The 19,572-nt window shown below is 57.2% G+C and carries 17 protein-coding genes; 5 read left to right on the forward strand and 12 right to left on the reverse strand.

Annotation, left to right across the window (positions count from 1 at the left end):
• Window positions 1-239: 239 nt before the first annotated feature.
• Window positions 240-1,460 (forward strand): MFS transporter, encoded by a 1,221-nt coding sequence (locus ACMGGX_RS10030; protein ID WP_420298323.1) that lies wholly within the window; start codon window positions 240-242, stop codon window positions 1,458-1,460.
• Window positions 1,461-1,552: 92 nt separating this feature from the next.
• Here the strand turns inward: ACMGGX_RS10030 and ACMGGX_RS10035 are convergent, their stop codons facing one another.
• The gene (locus ACMGGX_RS10035; RefSeq protein WP_420298324.1) at window positions 1,553-2,551 is read right to left on the reverse strand and encodes an aldo/keto reductase; all 999 of its coding nucleotides are present in this window, start codon (window positions 2,549-2,551) and stop codon (window positions 1,553-1,555) included.
• 207 nt (window positions 2,552-2,758) lie between these two features.
• Between ACMGGX_RS10035 and nepI the strand changes: the two genes are divergently transcribed.
• Window positions 2,759-3,949, forward strand: coding sequence for a purine ribonucleoside efflux pump NepI (gene nepI / locus ACMGGX_RS10040; RefSeq protein WP_348562077.1), 1,191 nt, complete (start codon window positions 2,759-2,761; stop codon window positions 3,947-3,949).
• Window positions 3,950-4,063: 114 nt separating this feature from the next.
• Here the strand turns inward: nepI and ACMGGX_RS10045 are convergent, their stop codons facing one another.
• From ACMGGX_RS10045 to ACMGGX_RS10070, 6 genes are all read right to left on the reverse strand, one after another.
• The gene (locus ACMGGX_RS10045; RefSeq protein ID WP_348562078.1) at window positions 4,064-4,969 is read right to left on the reverse strand and encodes an EamA family transporter; all 906 of its coding nucleotides are present in this window, start codon (window positions 4,967-4,969) and stop codon (window positions 4,064-4,066) included.
• 134 nt (window positions 4,970-5,103) lie between these two features.
• Window positions 5,104-6,483 carry a carbohydrate porin gene (locus tag ACMGGX_RS10050; protein ID WP_063438947.1) on the reverse strand — a complete coding sequence of 460 codons (1,380 nt, stop codon included), beginning with the start codon at window positions 6,481-6,483 and terminating at the stop codon, window positions 5,104-5,106.
• Between the two features lie 136 nt (window positions 6,484-6,619).
• Complete coding sequence (locus ACMGGX_RS10055; protein WP_029741865.1) at window positions 6,620-6,922, reverse strand: PTS lactose/cellobiose transporter subunit IIA; 303 nt, start codon at window positions 6,920-6,922, stop codon at window positions 6,620-6,622.
• Between the two features lie 5 nt (window positions 6,923-6,927).
• Window positions 6,928-8,304 carry a glycoside hydrolase family 1 protein gene (locus tag ACMGGX_RS10060; protein ID WP_420298325.1) on the reverse strand — a complete coding sequence of 459 codons (1,377 nt, stop codon included), beginning with the start codon at window positions 8,302-8,304 and terminating at the stop codon, window positions 6,928-6,930.
• 17 nt (window positions 8,305-8,321) lie between these two features.
• Window positions 8,322-9,647: a PTS sugar transporter subunit IIC gene (locus ACMGGX_RS10065; protein WP_023309840.1), complete on the reverse strand. Its 1,326-nt coding sequence runs from the start codon at window positions 9,645-9,647 to the stop codon at window positions 8,322-8,324.
• Window positions 9,648-9,658: 11 nt separating this feature from the next.
• Window positions 9,659-9,973, reverse strand: coding sequence for a PTS sugar transporter subunit IIB (locus ACMGGX_RS10070; protein ID WP_014830072.1), 315 nt, complete (start codon window positions 9,971-9,973; stop codon window positions 9,659-9,661).
• Window positions 9,974-10,266: 293 nt separating this feature from the next.
• Here ACMGGX_RS10070 and ACMGGX_RS10075 point away from each other — a divergent pair, with 293 nt between their 5' ends.
• Window positions 10,267-11,217, forward strand: a complete 951-nt coding sequence (locus ACMGGX_RS10075; RefSeq protein WP_063438949.1) for a LacI family DNA-binding transcriptional regulator — start codon at window positions 10,267-10,269, stop codon at window positions 11,215-11,217.
• 47 nt (window positions 11,218-11,264) lie between these two features.
• On the opposite strand, the gene ACMGGX_RS10080 is transcribed toward ACMGGX_RS10075, so the two are convergent.
• The 5 genes from ACMGGX_RS10080 to ACMGGX_RS10100 form a co-directional block, all read right to left on the reverse strand.
• Entirely contained in the window at window positions 11,265-11,561 is a 297-nt protein-coding gene (locus ACMGGX_RS10080) for a YicS family protein (protein WP_420298326.1), read from the reverse strand.
• Window positions 11,562-11,681: 120 nt separating this feature from the next.
• Entirely contained in the window at window positions 11,682-13,046 is a 1,365-nt protein-coding gene (locus tag ACMGGX_RS10085) for an efflux transporter outer membrane subunit (protein ID WP_420298327.1), read from the reverse strand.
• Entirely contained in the window at window positions 13,046-16,156 is a 3,111-nt protein-coding gene (locus tag ACMGGX_RS10090) for an efflux RND transporter permease subunit (protein ID WP_420298328.1), read from the reverse strand. Before ACMGGX_RS10090 ends, ACMGGX_RS10085 begins: the two co-directional genes overlap by 1 nt.
• On the reverse strand, window positions 16,156-17,277 hold the full coding sequence (locus ACMGGX_RS10095; RefSeq protein WP_045354681.1) for an efflux RND transporter periplasmic adaptor subunit: 1,122 nt from the start codon (window positions 17,275-17,277) through the stop codon (window positions 16,156-16,158). The genes ACMGGX_RS10090 and ACMGGX_RS10095 overlap by 1 nt, the downstream gene beginning before the upstream one ends.
• A 148-nt stretch (window positions 17,278-17,425) precedes the next feature.
• Window positions 17,426-17,995 (reverse strand): TetR/AcrR family transcriptional regulator, encoded by a 570-nt coding sequence (locus ACMGGX_RS10100; protein WP_032644373.1) that lies wholly within the window; start codon window positions 17,993-17,995, stop codon window positions 17,426-17,428.
• A gap of 186 nt (window positions 17,996-18,181) precedes the next feature.
• On the opposite strand from ACMGGX_RS10100, the gene ACMGGX_RS10105 reads away from it, so the two are divergent.
• The gene (locus ACMGGX_RS10105; protein WP_047743240.1) at window positions 18,182-18,601 is read left to right on the forward strand and encodes a GNAT family N-acetyltransferase; all 420 of its coding nucleotides are present in this window, start codon (window positions 18,182-18,184) and stop codon (window positions 18,599-18,601) included.
• A 147-nt stretch (window positions 18,602-18,748) separates the two neighbouring features.
• Window positions 18,749-19,549 (forward strand): lipoprotein NlpA, encoded by an 801-nt coding sequence (gene nlpA / locus ACMGGX_RS10110; protein WP_023309849.1) that lies wholly within the window; start codon window positions 18,749-18,751, stop codon window positions 19,547-19,549.
• Window positions 19,550-19,572 lie beyond the last annotated feature (23 nt).

Here is a 19,572-nt window from a genome sequence, read left to right on the forward strand (position 1 = left end):
AAAGTATATTACAAATTTAATAATTCCACTTATGCGCTGAATTGATAAATTAATTTCTGTTTTTCTTATTTTTATTAAAAGGATATCTCTGTTCTAAAGTCTCCCGAGGAAACTAAATACGGATCTCAGAAATATCATCGTTGACCCGAAGATATTGAGTATCCCGTTTGCGGGTAACAATATTCAACATTTATCCAATTCGTAAAAAATCTACTGATTATTATATTGAGGTGGCGATTATGGCTGTAGAACGTTTTCCGCAAGAAATGACCTTAAAGTCATGGCTTGCTTTATTTATTCTGGCTATTTCAACGTTTACGATTGTTACCACTGAACTGGCGCCAGTAGGTTTATTAACGCCTATTGCTGATGGGCTACAGTCATCGGAGTCCGCGGTGGGCATGACCGTGTCTCTTTATGCCTGGGTGGGGGCGTTAAGTGCGCTGTTTGCTTCAGTCTTTTTAGGGAATGTGTCCAGGAAGCGGCTTTTACTCGTGCTCACCATGGTGCTTCTGATCTCCAATGTTATGGCCGCAACGGTAACGAGTTACAGCATGCTGCTTAGCGCTCGCGTACTGGGTGCACTTGCGCATGGAGCATTCTGGGCGATGATCGGCACGACGGCGGTAGCCATCGTACCTGTCAGATATATTGGGGTGGCGACGTCAATCGTATTTGGAGGCGTTTCCGCAGCAAGCGTTTTTGGCGTGCCGGTATCTAACTATATTGGTATTCACTTCGGCTGGCGGCAGGCATTTTGGATGATGGCCGCGCTGAGCGTAATTGCCTTTGCGGGCATTAGCGTTCTTATTCCCCACATTACCAGTAAAAGTGCGCTTGGACTGGATGCGTTAAAGAGCGTTTTAAAATCGTCTACCTTATGGAAAATATATTTAGCAACCATGCTGGCTGTGACGGCCCATTTTGCCGCCTTTACCTATATTGAACCCTGGCTGCATACGCAGAGTTTACTGCCAAACGCCTTTATTCCTGCCGTGCTTTTTGTTTACGGTATTTCGGGTCTGGCCGGTAATCTCCTGACCGGCGTGTTGATTGATAAGTATCTTAAGTTGATGGTCTCTATATCTGTACTGTTGATATGTGCCGTGCTGTTCATCCTGGGCCTGTCAGGATCATCGCTCTCTGCTGGGCTGATATTCACCGGCATGATTATCTGGGGTGTGGCCGTGTCAGGAATATTTGTCGGCTTCCAGACGTGGATTTTACGTATGGCAGAGGATAAAACCTTCCCGGCCTCTGCAATCTACGTGTCGTTTTTCAATACTGCCATTGGTATCGGCGCATCAGCAGGTGCCTGGATAGTTTCATCATTTTCACTGCCGCTCCTGTATATCGTCGCCGCCACGGCCATCGGCCTTTCCGTTCTGCTTGTCGTATTTATCCCTGCCACGTTGACCGCAAAACAATCCCGGATGGAGAAGTCTTATGAGTCCAGTTAACGTCCGCATATAGCATGGATGAAAAATAATCATTGCCGACAACGGATAAAAAAACCGGGAATACCCGGTTTTTTTATTTTCACGATGAGGTATCAGGCATTCACGCCCTTCATACCCTCGGCAGAATAGCGATCGCCTTTAATCTCTATCCGGCGATGCAGTTTGTTCAATAATTCAATGTCACCCTTCTCAAGCACAATGTCGGCAGCGCGCGCGTTCTCGGCCAGATAGCCGGTGTGCTTAGTGCCCGGGATGGGAACCAGCCGATCGTATTGCGCTAACAGCCAGGCAAGGGCAATCTGACCTGCGGTACAGCCGTATTTCGCCGCCAGCGGGTGGATGACATCAAGCAGCTGGCGATTATGATCGAGGCTGGACTGCATAAAGCGATCGTTATTTTTACGGAAATCACCCTCTGCAAATTCGCTATTGTTCAGGTATTTTCCCGTCAGGAAGCCTCTGCCAAGAGGCGAGTAGGGCACCAGACCAATGCCTAACTCTTTCACGACCGGCAGAATGCTTTCCTCGATATCGCGTGTCCACAAAGAATATTCCGTTTGCAGCGCGGTGACAGGATGTACCGCATGGGCCCGTTGCAGCGTTGACGCCGACACTTCGCAAAGGCCGATGTGGTTAATCTTGCCCTCTTTAACCAGGGCGCGCAGACAATCCATACTCTCTTCGACCGGGGTGGCGTTACTCACCCTGTGTAGATAAAAGAGGTCGATTCGCTCCACGCCAAGCCGTTTGAGGGATTCATTACAGCAGCGGATGATATAGTCAGGCGTATTGTTGATGGTGCGGGCGTAAGACTCGTCAGGCGAGCGAGCGATGCCGCATTTCGTGGCTATTTTGAACTGCTCGCGAGTGCTTTTATCCAGCCCGGCAAGAAAATGACCGATTAGTCTTTCATTATGACCACGGCCATATAAATTTGCGGTATCAATAAACGTCACGTTCAGATCGATGAGGCTATGCAATACCTGCAGCGAGGCGTTGTCATCAGTCTGGCCATAAAATTCACTCAGACCCATGGCACCATAGCCGACGGCACTGACGGTAAGATTTTGAGATAAAATACGTGTTTTCATAGTTTCTCCTTTTCAGACGCTATGATTGTTTCACCTCAAATGTGGATACTGAATTTTCATTTTCGTTATGCTGAAAAGGTATCAGTCGACGACGCTCTCCCTCCAGGCTCATTAAAAACGACAAAAGTTGTCAAATCGTTAAATTCGTCACACTTTTGATGATAAACTGCGCGACTTTTCCGCACGTTTTTATCTTCAGGTGACGCCATGACAGAACATATCCAGCCCACGACCAGACCGCAGACCAAAGAGGTTTCACGCCCCAACTGGTCGGCCGTTTTCGCCGTGGCGTTCTGCGTCGCCTGCCTGATTACCGTTGAGTTTCTGCCGGTGAGCCTGCTGACGCCGATGGCGCAGGATCTGGGCATTTCCGAAGGCGTGGCGGGGCAGTCCGTCACCGTGACCGCGTTTGTGGCGATGTTCGCCAGCCTGTTTATTACCCAGGTGATTGGCACCATCGACCGCCGCAGGGTGGTTATTCTGTTCAGCGTGCTGCTGACGCTCTCCTGCCTGCTGGTCTCCTTCTCGGAAAGCTTCACCCTGCTGCTGCTCGGGCGCGCCTGCCTGGGGCTGGGGCTTGGCGGCTTCTGGGCGATGTCGGCCTCGCTCACCATGCGCCTAGTGCCCGCGCGGACGGTGCCAAAAGCGCTTTCCGTTATCTTCGGTGCGGTCTCTATCGCGCTGGTGATTGCCGCGCCGCTCGGCAGCTTCCTCGGTGGGATTATCGGCTGGCGTAACGTCTTCAACGCGGCGGCGGTGATGGGCCTGCTCTGTATCATTTGGGTGTGGAAAGCGCTGCCGTCCCTGCCGGGCGAAGCGGCGCACCACAAACAGAACATGTTCGCGCTGCTGAAGCGCCCCGGCGTGCTGGCGGGGATGACCGCCATCTTTATGTCCTTTGCCGGGCAGTTTGCTTTCTTTACCTACATCCGCCCGGTGTTTATGACTATGGCGGGCTTTGACGTGGACGGCCTGACGCTGGTGCTGCTGAGCTTTGGTATCGCCAGCTTTGTCGGTACCTCGCTGTCTTCGCAGTTCCTGAAACGCTCCCTGAAGGTGGCGCTGGCGGGTGCGCCGCTGGTGCTGGCGGCGAGCGCGGCGGTGCTGGTGCTGTGGGGCAGCGATAAGTGGGTGGCGTCTGCCATCGCGATTATCTGGGGCTTTGCCTTTGCGCTGGTGCCGGTGGGCTGGTCGACGTGGATCACCCGCTCGCTTGCCGATCAGGCTGAAAAAGCCGGGTCGATTCAGGTGGCGGTGATCCAGCTGGCGAACACCTGCGGCGCGGCCATTGGCGGCGTGGCGCTCGACCATTTGGGGCTGACCTCACCGCTGGTGATTTCCGGTACGCTGATGCTGCTGACCGCGCTGCTGGTGGCGGGGAAGGTTAAGGCGAAGTAAGTCAATTTCCCCCCCTCACCCCGGCCCTCTCCCCAAAGGGGCGAGGGTGAAAAGACCGCACCGAGCCGTCCCCTCTCCCCTATGGGGAGAGGGTTAGGGTGAGGGGACATCAGGCTACGCCGATGCCTTAACCCTTCTCCGCGAATCCATCGAAATCAACACCACCGACGACACAATCAATAGCGTCCCCAGCCAGTCCGGCAGGGTGAACGCCACCCCCAGCAAAATCACCGACAGCAGCGCGCTGCTCAGCGGCTCGGCGCAGCTCAGAATGCTCGCCTTCGGCCCGCCGATCATCTGTGCGCCTTTCAGATACAGGCTGAACGTCAGCGCCGTACCAATCACCACCAGGTAGAAAAACGCCAGCAGCAGGCTGCCGTCCATCACAAAGGTGGTCCCGCGTCCGGCGTAGAACGGTGCCAGCATTAGCCCGGCGATCAGCATGCTCCAGCCGACAATCGGCAGCGTGCCGTAGCGGGCGATCAGCGTTGACGGATACGTCGTGTAAAACGCGGCGGCAAACGCCGAGGCGATGCCGAAGAACAGCGCGGCAGGCGAGATGGAGAGCGAGGTCGGGTCGCCGTGAGTGACCAGCAGGAAGGTGCCGACAAGCGACGTCATGATGGCCGACAGCACAAACAGGCCGGGACGCTTTTTCCGCGCCAGGGCGAACCAGGCCACGATAATGGTCGGCGAGAGAAACTGCAGCACGGTAGCGGTCGCAGCGTTGGATTTTTCAATCGTCAGCAGGAAGGTGAGCTGCACGGTGAGCGCGCCGACCAGCGAGAAAATCAGCAGGCTGAGGGCGTCTTTGCGATGTTTGATCACCGAGAAAATCTTGTCGCCGTGTACGAAGGAGAGCGTCAGCAGGATCACGCCGGTAAACAGCAGGCGAACCATGGTCAGGTAAGGCGAAGAAATGTGGCTTTTCTCCATGATGTACTGCGCGCAAACGCCGGAACTGCCCCATAAAACGGCGGCGATCAGGACGTTTAGCATCCCTTTACGTGTGGAACCCATGTTCTCCCCTGCGATGTTAATTTTTTTCTAGCATAACATGGGATCTTGCCGGGTGGCGCTGCGCTTACCCGGCCTACAAGGTTTTGTAGGCCCGTGCAAGCGCAGCGCCGCCGGGCGAAACAAACGTCGCTGTACTAGAACCACGCCTCCCACATCGCGCCGACGTTGAAGTCGTCGAGGGTTTCGTCTTTGGTGCCGTTCACGCGCGCGGTGCGTGCGTTATCCACTTTGCCGCCGGTCACGTAGAAGCGCAGCATCGGGCGGAACTCCGGCCCCATAGCGATAGACATATTCTGCGACAGGGTCAGCTTCCAGCCCTTGTTGTCGCCGCCGTTGTCGTAATCCACGTGCTGCCAGCCCGCTTCCAGCCAGGTGGAGTGAACATCGTTCCACCAGTGCATCGGGCGCACGATGGCGTTGTAGTTCTTGCGGTTGTCGGTCTTATCGCGGCTGTTGTCGTAGTCGTGGAATGCGAGGATGTACTCCACCTGCGTGGCCTGGGTGAATTTGTACAGCCCTTCGAAGCTGGCGTAGACCGTGGTCAGATCCTCGGTTTTGTTGAACACGCTGTTGTCCGCGTTATCGGAGTAGCGGGCGATCACCTTGTTCACGCCGCTGTCGTTGGTGTGGCTGAGCACCACGCCGCCCTGCCACGCGTTCAGACGCTCGTCGCTCTCCACCGCTTTGGAGTCAAAGCCGTAGTTGGCGTACAGCTCCATGTCGATCGGGCCGAGCTTCATGCCGTGGATTTTTGAGGTCGCGGCGTAGTTGCCTTTGTCGCCCGTGCCGGAACCGCCGGTACAGGTGATGCGCGACGGGTTGGCTTCGTCTTCCATCACTTCCGGGCTACAGGATTCCACCGCCGCGACGGCGGCCACGTCGAACTGCACGCCGCCGATGTCGAAGTTCTTCACCCCGGCGCCCTGGCCGTCGTGGTTCATCCAGAAGTAATCGTTGATGCCCTGCTGTGGACGCTGGTGGAAGTCACGACCGGCCCAGAAATAGGCGTTCGGGTTGGAGGCCATAATGTTGGTCACCCCCGCGTAGGCTTTTTTCAGGTTAACTTCGTCGCCCCAGTGGTCGATCATCACGTTGATGTCCCAGATGGCGCCGTTTTCACCCTTAAAGGCCTTGGAGAGCTGGAATTCCCCGCCGTTGCCTTCGTTGCCCAGACGACCAATGGCGGACGCGCCGTTGTAGGAGCCGTCCACCGCCACGTATTTCTGATCGGCGGCCTGGAAGTGCGCGCCGTAGCGGGCGTAGCCGGTAAATTTAATCCCGAACGGGATCGCCATATCGGGAGATTGCGCCGCGCTTTGCGGCTCGGTCACCACGTCCGCTTTTTTCGCGACCGCCGCATCCATTTTGGCCTGACGTTCGGCCAGGGCTTTATCCACCGCTTTCGCCACAATGGCGTCGATTTGCTCCTGGGTGAATTCCTGCGCGAGCACGGAAATTGGGCAAAGCGCGGCGATAACCGCCATGGTTAATGGAAGTTTTTTAATCGTATTCATGGTTATCTCAATATAGTTTAATTTTATTCAGACAATAACCATCCCGCTCCGATCTGACAGAGTATGTCGCTATCATCAGAACAAGTGGATCTCTATTTAGGGTACAGAGGTATTACAGTAATTATTTCGCCATAGATTATCTCTGGTATAAATGAATAATTTCTTCGGATAATTCACGCGCTAATAAGGAGTTCATTAAATGATCCTGCGCGTGCACCATGATTAACGTCATCGGCTGGCGGCCTTCGCCCGCATCCTGCTCGATCAGTTTGGTCTGCATCTTGTGCGCCTGGCGCGCGTAGCCGTCGGCTTCGCGCAGCAGGCTTTTGGCCTCGTCAATGTTGCCCTGACGCGCCGCGTGCAGCGCTTCAAAGCACAGGCTGCGGGACTGCCCGGCGTTGACGATAATTTCCATTACGGCTTCTTCTAGTGCGATCATGATTATTACTCTTTATCAAAGCTATTATTTAACGCGGTGGCGGCAAACCACTCTCCGCTTTTCTTGATGGTGCGCTGCTGCGTCTTTAAATCGAGCTGGATAAATCCGTAGCGATTTTTATACGCGTTGCACCACGACCAGTTATCAATAAACGTCCACATATGATAGCCAAGACAATTGCACCCTTCGCTAATACCCTTATGCAGCCAGGCTAAATGTTCGGAAATAAACTCGATGCGGTATTGATCGTTAATCTGCCCGTTTTCAATAAAGCGCTGCTCGTTTTCGACGCCCATGCCGTTTTCAGAAATAAAGCAGCGAGGGTTGCCGTAATTGTCGCGCAGGTTGACCAGAATATCGTAAATACCCGGCTCGTAGATTTCCCAGCCGCGGTACGGGTTCATCTTGCGGCCCGGCATCTCGTAGCTATCAAAGAACCACTCCGGCATAAACGGCGCCTGCGGGTTCACCGCGCTGTCGCGACACTTCACGCGACGCGGCTGATAGTAGTTCACGCCGAGCAGGTCGATTTTCCCTTCCGCAATCAGGAAACCGTCTTCCGGTTTACAGGCGGGTAATTGATCGCAGGATTTCAGCAGCGCTACCAGGTCCGCCGGGTATTCCCCCCGCAGGACCGGGTCGAGGAAGCTGCGGTTAAACATCAGGTCCGCGATGTGCGCCGCCTTCACGTCCGCCGGGTTCTGCGAACGCGGGTACGACGGCGTCAGGTTCAGCACGATGCCAATCTCACCCGCGTAATGCCCGGCGCGGTAGGCCTGCACCGCCTTCGAATGGGCCAGCACGGTGTGATACGCCACGGTGGCGGCCCGGCGGAAATCCACCACGTTCGGATAGTGGAAGTCGTACAGATAACCGCCTTCCACCGGCACGATCGGCTCGTTGAAGGTAAACCAGTGCAGCACGCGATCGCCAAACAGCTCGAAGCAGATCTGCGCATAGCGGGCGTAGGCGTCCACCACGTCGCGGTTTTCCCAGCCGCCGATTTCCTGCATCGCCATCGGCATGTCGAAGTGGAACAGGGTGATAAACGGCGTGATGCCCTGTTCATTCAGCTCATCAATGACCTGATTGTAAAAATCGACCGCTTCCGGGTTCACTTCACCGATACCGTCGGGGATCAGGCGCGCCCAGCTAATCGAGGTGCGAAAGCTGTTGTGGTTCAGCTGCTTTAACAGCTGAATGTCCGTTTTCCAGTGCTGATAAAACGTGGAGGTCTGCTGCGGCCCCACGCCGTTGTGAAAACGGTTCGGCTCGCGGGCAAACCAGTAATCCCATGTGGTTTCGCCCTCTCTTGCCCCTTCGGTCTGGAGAGCGGAGCTTGCGCTGCCCCACCAGAAGTTATCGGGAAATGCGTATTTCATGACTCTTCCTCTTTGACTTAATTGCTGGCGGTCTCGGCGGCGCCGACGGTTGCCTGGGCCTTCTGCTCTTCGTTTTTGATGAGCGTACGCTCATAGGCGCGCAGGAACGGCAGGTACATCAGCGCGGACATCACCATACAGACCAGGCACATCACCACCGGGCTCAGCGCCCAGTTCGCCGCCCATGACGCGCCAATCGGTGCAGGGGTGGTCCACGGGGTTAACGACACAACCTGCGCCAGCCAGCCGAGTTTGGTTGCTGCGTACGCCAGGCAGGCGTTAACCAGCGGAACGAACACGAACGGGATAAACAGCATCGGGTTCATGATGATCGGCGCGCCGAACAGAATCGGTTCGTTGATGTTAAAGAAGCTTGGCACTACGCCCATTTTGCCGATGGTGCGCAGGTGGGTAACGCGGCTGCGCAGCAGCAGGAACGCCAGCGGCAGGGTGGAGCCTACGCCGCCAATCAGCAGGTAGTGATCCCAGAAGCCCTGCAGATAAACGTGCGGCAGCGCCGCGCCGGCCGCCAGCGCCGCCTGGTTTGCGGAGAGGTTCGCCATCCAGAACGGGTTCATGATGCCGGTGACGATCAGCGAGCCGTGAATACCGGCGAACCAGAAGATCTGGCACAGCAGTACGGAGAGCAGAATCGCGGGCAGGGAGTCAGAAGCAGACACCAGCGGCTCCAGCAGATGCATGATCGCCTGCGGGATGATCATTCCGGTCTGCGCTTCGATGAACAGGTTCAGCGGGTGCAGCGTACCGATCACCACCATCACCGGGATCAGGATCTCAAACGAGCGCGCCACGCCGGTTGGGACTTCCTTCGGCAGGCGAATGGTCACGTTGTTCTGCTTCAGCCACGCGTAGACGCGGGTGGCGTAAATGGCGGTGATCAGCGCGGTGAAGATGCCCTGGCCGGAGAGATACTGGGTCGAGATCTTGCCGTCGGCATACGGCGCGGCGACCAGCAGGAAGGCCATAAAGGCCAGCAGGCCGGACATCACCGGGTCGAGGTTGAACTGACGCCCCAGGCTTGCCCCAATCCCCACCGAAATGAAGAAGGTCATCACGCCCATGCTGAGGTTAAACGGCAGCATCAGCTGTTCGCGATAGGTCTGGGAGAAATCCAGCCAGCCGCGGGCGAAGCTGTTAGTGGTATCCGCCGAGAACGGCGGGAAGATGAACACCAGCATAAACGAGCCGATGATCATAAACGGCAGGGCGGCGGTAAAGCCGTCGCGGATGGCAATCACATACTTTTGCTGACCCAGCTTCGCTGCCAGCGGGGTAATTGACTGCTCAATCACCGCGACCATGGATTGATATAACGAACTCATGTGAACACCTTTTAGTGTGCCGCTTCGATGAGCGACAGAGCATAGTCCAGTACTTTATCGCCACGCTGCATGCCGTAGTCCATCATGTCGATGGGCTGCACCGGAATGCCTTTCGTAGCCGCCTTGTCTGAGAGTGTCTGTAACATGTATTTCACTTGCGGTCCGAGAAGGACAACCTGGTATTGCGGAAACTGCGTATCAAATTCGGAAACACCGTACGCATCAATCTTCACCGGCAAACCACGTTCTTTCGCGACATCGACCATTTTGCTGACCAACAGGCTGGTGGACATCCCGGCAGAGCAGCACAGCATAATCTTGAACATCGACAACCATCCTCTAAATGTAAAAAGTTATTGCGAGGATGATTGGACATTATACGGAAACCGGTTTCCATTCATAAAAGACAGAAGTGTGATACCCATCAAGATCCCTTACTTATGAGGCTAATTAACCGGATGTGCATCACATTATTTGGCTGTTTTGACATCATTTTGAGTGGAAACGGAAAATCGGTTTCCATGGAAAACGGAAACGGATATACTCCGTTCTGGCTATAATGTGAGCCGAAGCGGTGATGGAATTTGCAGGCGCGAGGTAAGCCTGCCAGGGGAAAGAGATGTCGACAATCAATGATGTATCACGTCTTGCCGGGGTGTCTAAAGCCACGGTATCGCGAGTGTTGAGTGGGTCGCGTGGCGTAAAGGAAGCCAGCCGTCAGGCCGTACTGAAAGCGGTGGATGAGCTGAACTACCGGCCTAACGTGATTGCCCAGTCGCTGCTGAGCCAGTCGACGGGCTGTATCGGGGTGATTTGCGCGCAGGAAAATATTAACCAGACCACCGGTTATCTCTACGCGCTGGAAAAACAGCTCAGCCAGCATCAAAAACACCTCCTGCTGCGCTTCGCGCACAGCAAAGCGGAAGTGATGCACGCCCTTGAAGAACTCTCCTGCGGGCTCTGTGACGACATCCTGGTGATTGGCGCCCGTTTCCCGCTGGACGTGGAGATGGACAACGTCATTCTGGTGGACTGCATGGAGTCTGATAATTCCAACAGCATCCAGTTCGATCACGCCTTTGCCGCCGAAACCGCCTGTAACTACCTCACCAGCCAGGGGCGTCGCCAGATTGCGCTGATCCACCCCCACGGCAGCGGTTTTGCTGACCAGGTGCTGCTCGGCTACAAGCACGCGCTGGAGAAAAATTTCCTGCCCTTTAATCGCAGCCTGGTCTTTATGGACGCGACTTCTTCGTCCGTTGCGCTGCAGGAGCTGCTTAACAACGCCAGCACCCTGAACTTCAACGCGCTGCTGGTGGCGGACGAGCAGGAAGCCCAGCGGGTGATCCCGCAGCTGCAGGCGTTTAATAAATCGGTGCCGGACGACATCATGGTCTTCAGCCTGGCCGGATCGCTACACCTGCCGGGTATTCCGGTGATCCCGGCGATTGAATATTCCATGGACGCGATGGCGGCGCGCATTGTGAGCTGGCTGACGGAGAAAACGCAGATGCTCGGGTCCTATGTTCTGCGCGGGGATTTGATCATTCCAGACGTGCGGAAGCGTTAAAAATGTTGTGTAGGCCGGGTAAGGCGCAGCCGCCACCCGGCGGGAACTCAATAATCTTCCATACAATCCACCTGACCAATCGCCCCCCAGTAGGCATCCAGGTTGTCGCGCTTCACGGCGGTGATGGCATTTTTGATCAGCAGCTGATTGGCCCCGGACGATAAAATCATCTCCTGCCAGGCTTTATCGCTCTGCTTTTTCTGTGGCGTACAGGTTTTCTTAATATCTTTAAGGACCTGCTGCTTTATTTGCGCCTCTTTCGCGGGGTCATCCTTTTCCTGAGCATGGACAAACGCGGCGAAGAGCAGACAAACCAGCAGGCAGACCAGGTGCGCAGCTTTCATCGAAACCCCCTTTAAGAGACACGTGCTTCCCATGAAATATATCGTTACATTCAGTGTAGCGACGCCAGCCGAAAGTATGAATTTTCTCTTCACCGTCTGTCATGATCGCCCCAGTAAGCGCTACTGAATACCGCCGCCCAGCGACTGCCACAGCGTGATGCGGTTTTCCAGGTCGGTTTGCTGCAGCGCAATCAGCGATTCCTGCGCCGACCACAGCGACCGCTGCGCGGTCAGTACCGTCAGATAATCGCCCGCGCCAGCCCTGTAGCTGCGCGTCGCCACGTCCAGCGTTTTTTGCTCCGCCGCGACGTATTCGCGCTGGGCGTCAAGCTGCTCGCTGAGGGTTTCTCGTCGCGCCAGCGCGTCGGCCACGTCCTTAAACGCGCTCTGGATGGCTTTCTCATAGGTGGCGATCAGCCCTTTCTTCTCCGCTTCCGCGTAGCGCAGTTGCGCCAGGTTGTTCCCGCCGCTAAACAGCGGCAGGGTGATGGACGGCGCAAACGACCAGACCTTCATCCCGTGGCTGAACAGGGAGGAGAGCGAATCGCTGCCGACGCCCGCGCTGGCGGTGAGTGAAATGGTCGGGAAGAAGTTGGCGCGCGCCGCGCCGATGTTGGCGTTGGCGCTCAGCAGGTTATGCTCGGCCTCCTGAATGTCCGGACGACGCAGCAGCGCGCTGGAGCTGACGCCCGCCGGGATCAGCGTGATGGCGTTATCGCTCAGGCTCTCCAGCGTGCCGGGCAGCAGGTTGTCCGGCACCGTATTGCCCGCCAGCAGATTAAGGGCATTTTTGTCCTGCATCACCTGCGTCCGGTAGCTCGCCACGCTGGCGCGCGCCTGCTGATACACCGCCATCGCTTCGCTGACGTCCGTGGCGGCCGCCACGCCAACGTCCTGCTGGCGCTTCACAATCTTCAGCGAGTTTGCCGCGCTCTCCATTGTGGATTTCGCCAGCGCCAGGTTGCTGTTATCCGCCGCCAGCGTCACCCAGGCCGTGGTCAGCTCGCTGACCATCGTCAGGCGCGTGTTCTGCGCGGTGAACTCGCTGGCAAGCCAGGTTTCACGCGCGGCGCGGGAGAGGCTCTGGTTGCGGCCAAACAGATCCAGCTCGAAGCTGGAGACGGCGCCGTTGGCTTCGTCGCTTGTCGCGACGCCGCTTGCCAGCGTGCGGCTGCGGGTGTGGCTCAGCTCGGCGTCCACCGTCGGGAACAGGGACGAGCGCGTTTCACCGTACTGGGCGCGGGCGGCGTCGATATCGGCAATCGCTTTTTGCACGTCGCGGTTGCTGTTAAGCGCCATCGTCACCACGCTTTTCAGCCGCGCATCGTTCATCACCTGCTGCCACTGGCTCACCACGGCGGTGGCTTCGCCGTGCGCGCCGGGCAAGGTTGCCGGGATGGGGGCGTCCGGGCGTTGATACGTTGGGTCTAACGACACACAGCCTGCGCTCAGCAGGGCTAACGCTAAAACAGATACACGAAACATTATGACCTCCGGTTCGCGTGTTTACCGGAGAACAGACGTTTCACCAGTACAAAGAATAAGGGAACGAAGAAGATCGCCAGCAGCGTCGCGGCCAGCGTTCCGCCGATAATGCCGGTACCAATCGCCACGCGGCTGTTTGCGCCTGCCCCGGTTGCCACGGCCAGCGGCGTAACCCCTGCGATAAACGCCAGCGAGGTCATGATGATCGGACGCAGGCGCGTCTGGGCGGCACGCAGGGCGGCACGCGTCAGAGAGTACCCTTCAGCGACTTTGGCTTCGGCAAACTCGACAATCAGGATCGCGTTCTTCGACGACAGGCCGATAGTGGTGAGCAGCGCCACCTGGAAGTAGACGTCGTTGTTCAGGCCGCGCAGGGAGGCGGCGACGGCCGCGCCCAGCACGCCAAGCGGGATCACCAGAATGACCGAAATCGGCACCGACCAGCTCTCATACAGCGCCGCCAGGCACAGGAACACGACCAGGATCGAGAGGGCATAGAGGGTCATCGCCTGACCGCTCGCCAGTTTTTCCTGCAACGACAAACCGCTCCACGCCCAGGTGCTGCCGGACGGCAGGCTGTTTGCCAGCTGCTCCATTTTGCCCATCGCCGTGCCGGAGCTGGCGCCGCTGGCGTTTTCGCCCTGTATCTCATACGCCGCCGAGCCGTTGTAGCGCACCAGGCTTTCCGGGCCGTACTCCCAGCGGGTGGTGGCGAAGGCGGAGAACGGCGTCATGGTGCTGTCGCTGCCGCGCACAAACCATTTGTTGAGATCCGACGGTACGGCGCGGGTGTCGCTGTCGCCCTGGATGTAGACCTTTTTCACGCGGCCGCGGTCGATAAAATCGTTCACGTAGGTCCCGCCCCAGGCGCTGGAGAGGGTGTTGGTAACGTCGCTCAGGGACAGCCCCAGCGACACGGCCTTGTTGTTATCGATATCTACCTGAAGCTGCGGCATCTGCGGCAGATCGTTGGCGCGCACGGCGTGCAGCGAGCTGTCCTGGTTGGCTTCACCAATCAGCTGGTTACGCAGCTTCAGCAGTGCGTCGCGGTCGGTGCCGCCGCTCGCCATCAGCTCAAAGGTAAAGCCGTTGCTCTGACCCAGGCCGTCCACCGCGGGCGGCGTCATGGCAAAGATGGTCGCATCGCGGATGGTGCTCAGCTCCTGCGTGGCGCGCAGGGCAATGGCCTGCGCGGTATTCTCATCGCCTTTACGTTCGGACCAGTTTTTCAGGGAGACAAACGCCATCCCGGCGTTCTGACCGCTGCCGCTGAAGCTGAAGCCTTCAATGGTGAAGATCACGTTGGTGTTGGCTTTTTCTTTCGTGAGGAACCACTCGCGCACCTGGCGGCTGACTTCGGCGGTACGCACCGTCGTCGCGCCGGCGGGCAGGGTGTACTGCACCATGATTTCACCCTGATCTTCCGTTGGCAGGAAGCTGCCCGGCAGCTTAAGCATGGCGAAGCCCATTGCACCGCAAAGCAGGGCATAGATGACCAGCATGCCGCCGGAGCGGCGCAGGGCGCGCAGCACCTTGTTCTGATAGCCGCGCTCGGTCCTGCTGTAGAAGCGGTTAAACGCGCCGAAGAAGCCCTTTTTGTGCGGCGTCGTGTGGCTCAGAATCGAGCCGCAGAGCGCGGGCGTCAGGGTCAACGCCACCACCACGGAGAGGAACATCGCTGAAATGATGGTGACCGAGAACTGACGGTAAATCACCCCGGTGGAGCCGCCGAAGAAGGCCATCGGCAGGAATACCGCAGAGAGCACCAGCGCAATGGCGACCAGCGCGCCGGAGATTTCGCCCATCGATTTCTCCGTAGCTTCCCGGGCGGGCAGGCCTTCGTCACGCATAATACGCTCGACGTTTTCCACCACCACGATGGCGTCATCCACCAAAAGCCCTATCGCCAGCACCATCGCAAACAGCGTCAGGGTGTTGATGGAGTAGCCGAACAGCGCCAGCACGCCGAAGGTGCCCAGCAGAACGACAGGCACCGCCAGCGCCGGGATCAGCGTCGCGCGGATGTTTTGCAGGAACAGGTACATCACCACCACCACGAGGATAATGGCTTCGAACAGGGTCTGAATCACGTCCTCAACGGAGATCTTGATGAACTCGGTGCTGTCTTTCGGGTAGGCCACGTCGTAGCCTTCCGGCATCGACTTTTTGAACTCGGCGATCTTGTCTTTTACCGCCGTCGCAGTGTTGAGCGCGTTCGCACCCGGTGAGAGCATGACCGCCATACCCGCCGCCGGGTGGCCGTTGAGCTTCGCGGTGGCGGTGTAGTCTTCGCTGCCCATCTCCACGCGGGCGACGTCGCTGATGCGCACCACCGCGCCGCTGGACTGGCTCTTCACGATGATGTTTTTAAACTGATCGACCGTCTGCAGGCGCGACTGGGCGCGCACGGTGGCGGTCAGCTGCTGGGAGTTCGACGAGGGCAACGCGCCGATTTTACCGGCGGAGACCTGCACGTTCTGAGCTTCAATCGCGCTCTGCACGTCGGACGGCATCAGCGAGTAGGACGCCAGCTTCGCCGGGTCGAGCCAGATGCGCATGGCGTATTCCGCCCCGAACACCTGCAGGCTCCCGACACCCTCGACGCGCGCCAGCGGGTCCTGCATATTGCTCACCAGCCAGTCGGCGATATCCGAGCTGCTGGCGGTGTCGGTTTTGTCGTACACGCCCATGATCAGCAGGAAGTTGCTCTGCGATTTCTCGACGGTAATGCCGGACTGCTGCACCTCGGTCGGCAGGCGCGATTCCGCCTGCTGAACTTTGTTCTGCACCTGTACCTGCGCGGTGTCCGGGTCGGTTCCCTGCTCGAAGGTGACGGTAATGCTTACCGACCCGTCCGAGCTGCTGGTGGAGGTGAAGTAGAGCAGGTTATCCAGCCCGGTGAGCTGCTGCTCGATCACCTGCGTCACGCTGTTTTCCAGCGTCTGCGCGGAGGCGCCGGTGTAGGTGGCCGAGATTTTGATCGACGGCGGAGCAACGTCCGGATATTGCGCCACCGGCAGCGTGCGGATCGCCAGCATCCCGGCGAGCATGATGAGAATGGCGATAACCCAGGCAAACACTGGGCGTCGCACGAAGAAACGGGAGAACATCAGGCGTTTCCTCCGCTGGCTTTCATCTCTTCGGCTTTCACTTCCTGCCCGGCGGTCACTTTGTCGGTGCCTTCCACAATCAGCTTATCGCCCGCCTTGAGGCCGCTCAGTACCAGCCATTTGTCGCCGTAGGTGTCGCCCGTCTCCAGCTGACGCTGCTCAACCTTGTTGCTGGCATTGACCACCAGCGCGGTGGCGGTGCCTTTGGCATCGCGGGTGATGCCCTGCTGCGGCGCGAGGATCGCGTCGTTCATGATGCCTTCATCCACCCTGGCGCGGACGAACATGCCCGGCAGGAGCTGATGCTGCGGGTTCGGGAAGACGGCGCGCAGCGTGACCGAGCCGGTTGATTCATCCACCGCCACTTCGGTTAACGCCAGGCGGCCTTTCTCGCTGTAGGTGCTGCCGTCTTCGAGGATTAAGGACACGCTTAGCGTATCGCTATTGGTGGCGAGGGTTTGCCTGCGTAAACGCAGCAGATCGGCGCTGGAACGCGTGAGATCGACGTACATGCTGTCCAGTCCGCGAACGGTGGCGAGCGCGGTATCCTGCTGGGCGGTCACCAGCGCGCCGGGCGTGACGGAGGAGATGCCGATGCGTCCGGCAATCGGCGCGGTCACGGTGGTCCAGTTAAGGTTAATGCGCGCGCTCTCCTGCGCGGCCTTCTTTGACTCGACGCTGGCCTTGTCCTGCGCGCAGGTGGACTTCGCGTCCTCTGCGTCCTGGCGCGACACGCCATCGTCTTTCACCAGCTGCGCATAGCGCTGGGCCTTCTGGCAGTCGGCTGCTACCAGCGCCTGCGCCTGCTTCAGCGCCGCGGCGGCTTCATCAAACGCCGCGCGGTAGCTGGAAGGGTCAATTTGATACAGCGGCTGCCCGGCCTTGACCGTATCGCCTTCGGTGAACAGCCGCTTCTGGATAATGCCGCCCACCTGCGGGCGCACTTCGGCGCTCATGGCGGCGGCGGTGCGGCCGGTCAGTTCGCTGACGACGGAAACAGGCTGGCTCATGAGAGTGACAATCCCCACTTCCGGAAGAGGACGCTGGGGAGCAGATGTTTGCGCATTATCGCACCCGGTCAGGAGAAATAATGCCGCGATGGAGGTTGTTATGTTTTTCATAATCTTTTTCCAGGGTGAACGACGCCTGCCCCGTTAATGGCTTAACAGGGAGGAGGGCTATTTAAAGGCACAGCGATACCGCATCTCTGGCAGAGCCAGAAATGTAAAAAAGGGGAATTACTTATTCCCGCTAATTATTCATATGCGATTACTTCGCAGAGAAAAGCATATTTAAAATATCCTGATAAAGGGGTTCTAATTGTTCTGACGGGACTTTTAACGGCGTGAGTCGTCGATAAATCGTCCCCTCAATCATCACGGCGGTAATCTCCACGCAGCAGCGAATATGCTCGTCGCTCAGGTGGGGAAACTGCTTTTTCAGGTGCTCGCAGGCGTTGGCGAACATGCGCGATTCAGCTTCGATCAGCATCGTCGCCACCTGCGGATTACGCGTGGCCTCCGCGGACATTTCCAGCATCAGCGCATCGTCATCTTCGTTGAGGGTCTGTCGCCAGGCGAGCGCCTGCGGCATCCCTTCTACCAGGGTTTTACCCTGCATCTCCTCGATGCGCGAGTCGATGATGCGGCGGATCATCTCTTCGATAATCGCGTCTTTGTTGCTGAAATAACGGTAAATTTGCCCGACGCTGAGCTTCGCCTCGCTGGCTATCTGCGACATACTGGCGGCGTGAAATCCGCTGGCGCGAAAGCAACGACGCGCGGCGGTGATGATTTCGTCCTGACGTTGTTTTTGTCGTTCTTCCAGTTTCGTACTCATCGTCGGCTACCGTGTAAAAGTGAGAATGATCGTTCTCAGTATACGTTTTGGGTGCGTATTGGAAAGGCCTTTTTTATTTAGATATTGAGGGAATGTTTCCGTATTTAAAAAATGGAGGGAATGAGGAGTTTTTGTGGAGGTTAAGCTGTGAGATATTCAGATTGCATAGAAAATAAGGAGAGAAAAATGCACCTGAGCATAACAAATAATGTAACGCCCGCTGAAAAAGAAGAGTTATTTGTGGGATTAAGAGCCTATAACGGGCAATTTTTGGATATGGCGACCTTTAGCGGCGACATTGGCGTTTACGTACGAGACGATAAAGGCGTCATGCTCGGCGGGCTAATCGGGGTGCGTAAAGGCGACTGGCTGAATATCGACTATCTCTGGGTCAGCGAGACCGTGCGCGGATCCGGCGTGGGCAGCCAGCTCATCAAAACGGCCGAAGAGGAAGCCAGACGCAAAGGCTGCAAGCACGCGCTGGTTGATACCGCCAGCTTCCAGGCGCGCCCGTTCTATGAAAAACAGGGGTACCGGCTGCAGATGTCGCTACAGGATTACCCGTATGAGGGCATGCAGCGGCATTATCTCGCGAAAGCGCTTTAAGCTCTGAATCCGTAGGCCGGGTAAGCGCAGCGCCACCCGGCAAAACCCGCATATAACTTATCCTTCTTATTGATTCTTTTTCGGTTTTTATTTCACCGCCTCGTTGTCGATATAGTCACTACAACATTTAGCAAAAGGAACTGTCTTGTGAAACGTCGATTGGGTGCTCTGGTACTTGCTGGCCTGCTGCTGGCAGGGTGCGATCAAAGTGGCAGCGATGCCAAACACATTAAAGTGGGCGTCATCAACGGCGCTGAACAGGACGTAGCGGAAGTTGCCAAAAAGGTGGCAAAAGAGAAATATGGCCTGGACGTGGAGCTGGTGGGCTTCAGCGGCTCGCTGTTGCCCAACGATGCCACCAACCAGGGGGAACTGGATGCTAACGTCTTCCAGCATCGCCCGTTCCTCGCTGAGGATAACAAGGCGCATAACTACAAGCTGGTGGCCGTGGCGAACACCTTTGTTTTTCCGATGGCCGGCTATTCCCGCAAAATCAAATCCGTCTCTGACCTGAAGGACGGGGCGACCATTGCCATTCCAAACGATCCGACCAACCTTGGCCGCGCGCTGTTGCTGCTGCAAAAGGAGAAGCTCATTACCCTGAAGCCGGACACCGGGCTGCTGCCGACGGCACTGGATATTACCGCCAACCCTAAACAGCTGAAAATTATGGAGCTGGAAGGGGCACAGCTGCCGCGCGTGCTGGACGACCCGAAAGTGGATGTCGCCATCATCAGCACTACCTATATTCAGCAAACCGGGCTGTCGCCGGTGCATGACAGCGTCTTTATTGAAGATAAAAACTCGCCGTACGTGAACATTGTGGTGACGCGCGAAGACAACAAAGACGCGGAGAACGTGAAGGAATTTATCCAGTCGTATCAATCGCCTGAGGTAGCGAAAGCGGCGGAGACGATCTTTAACGGCGGGGCGGTGCCGGGCTGGTAAGGAAACCGGCAGAAAACGCGGTG

The organism is Enterobacter sp. BNK-29 (genome assembly GCF_048684785.1).
Lineage (GTDB): Bacteria > Pseudomonadota > Gammaproteobacteria > Enterobacterales > Enterobacteriaceae > Enterobacter > Enterobacter cloacae_M.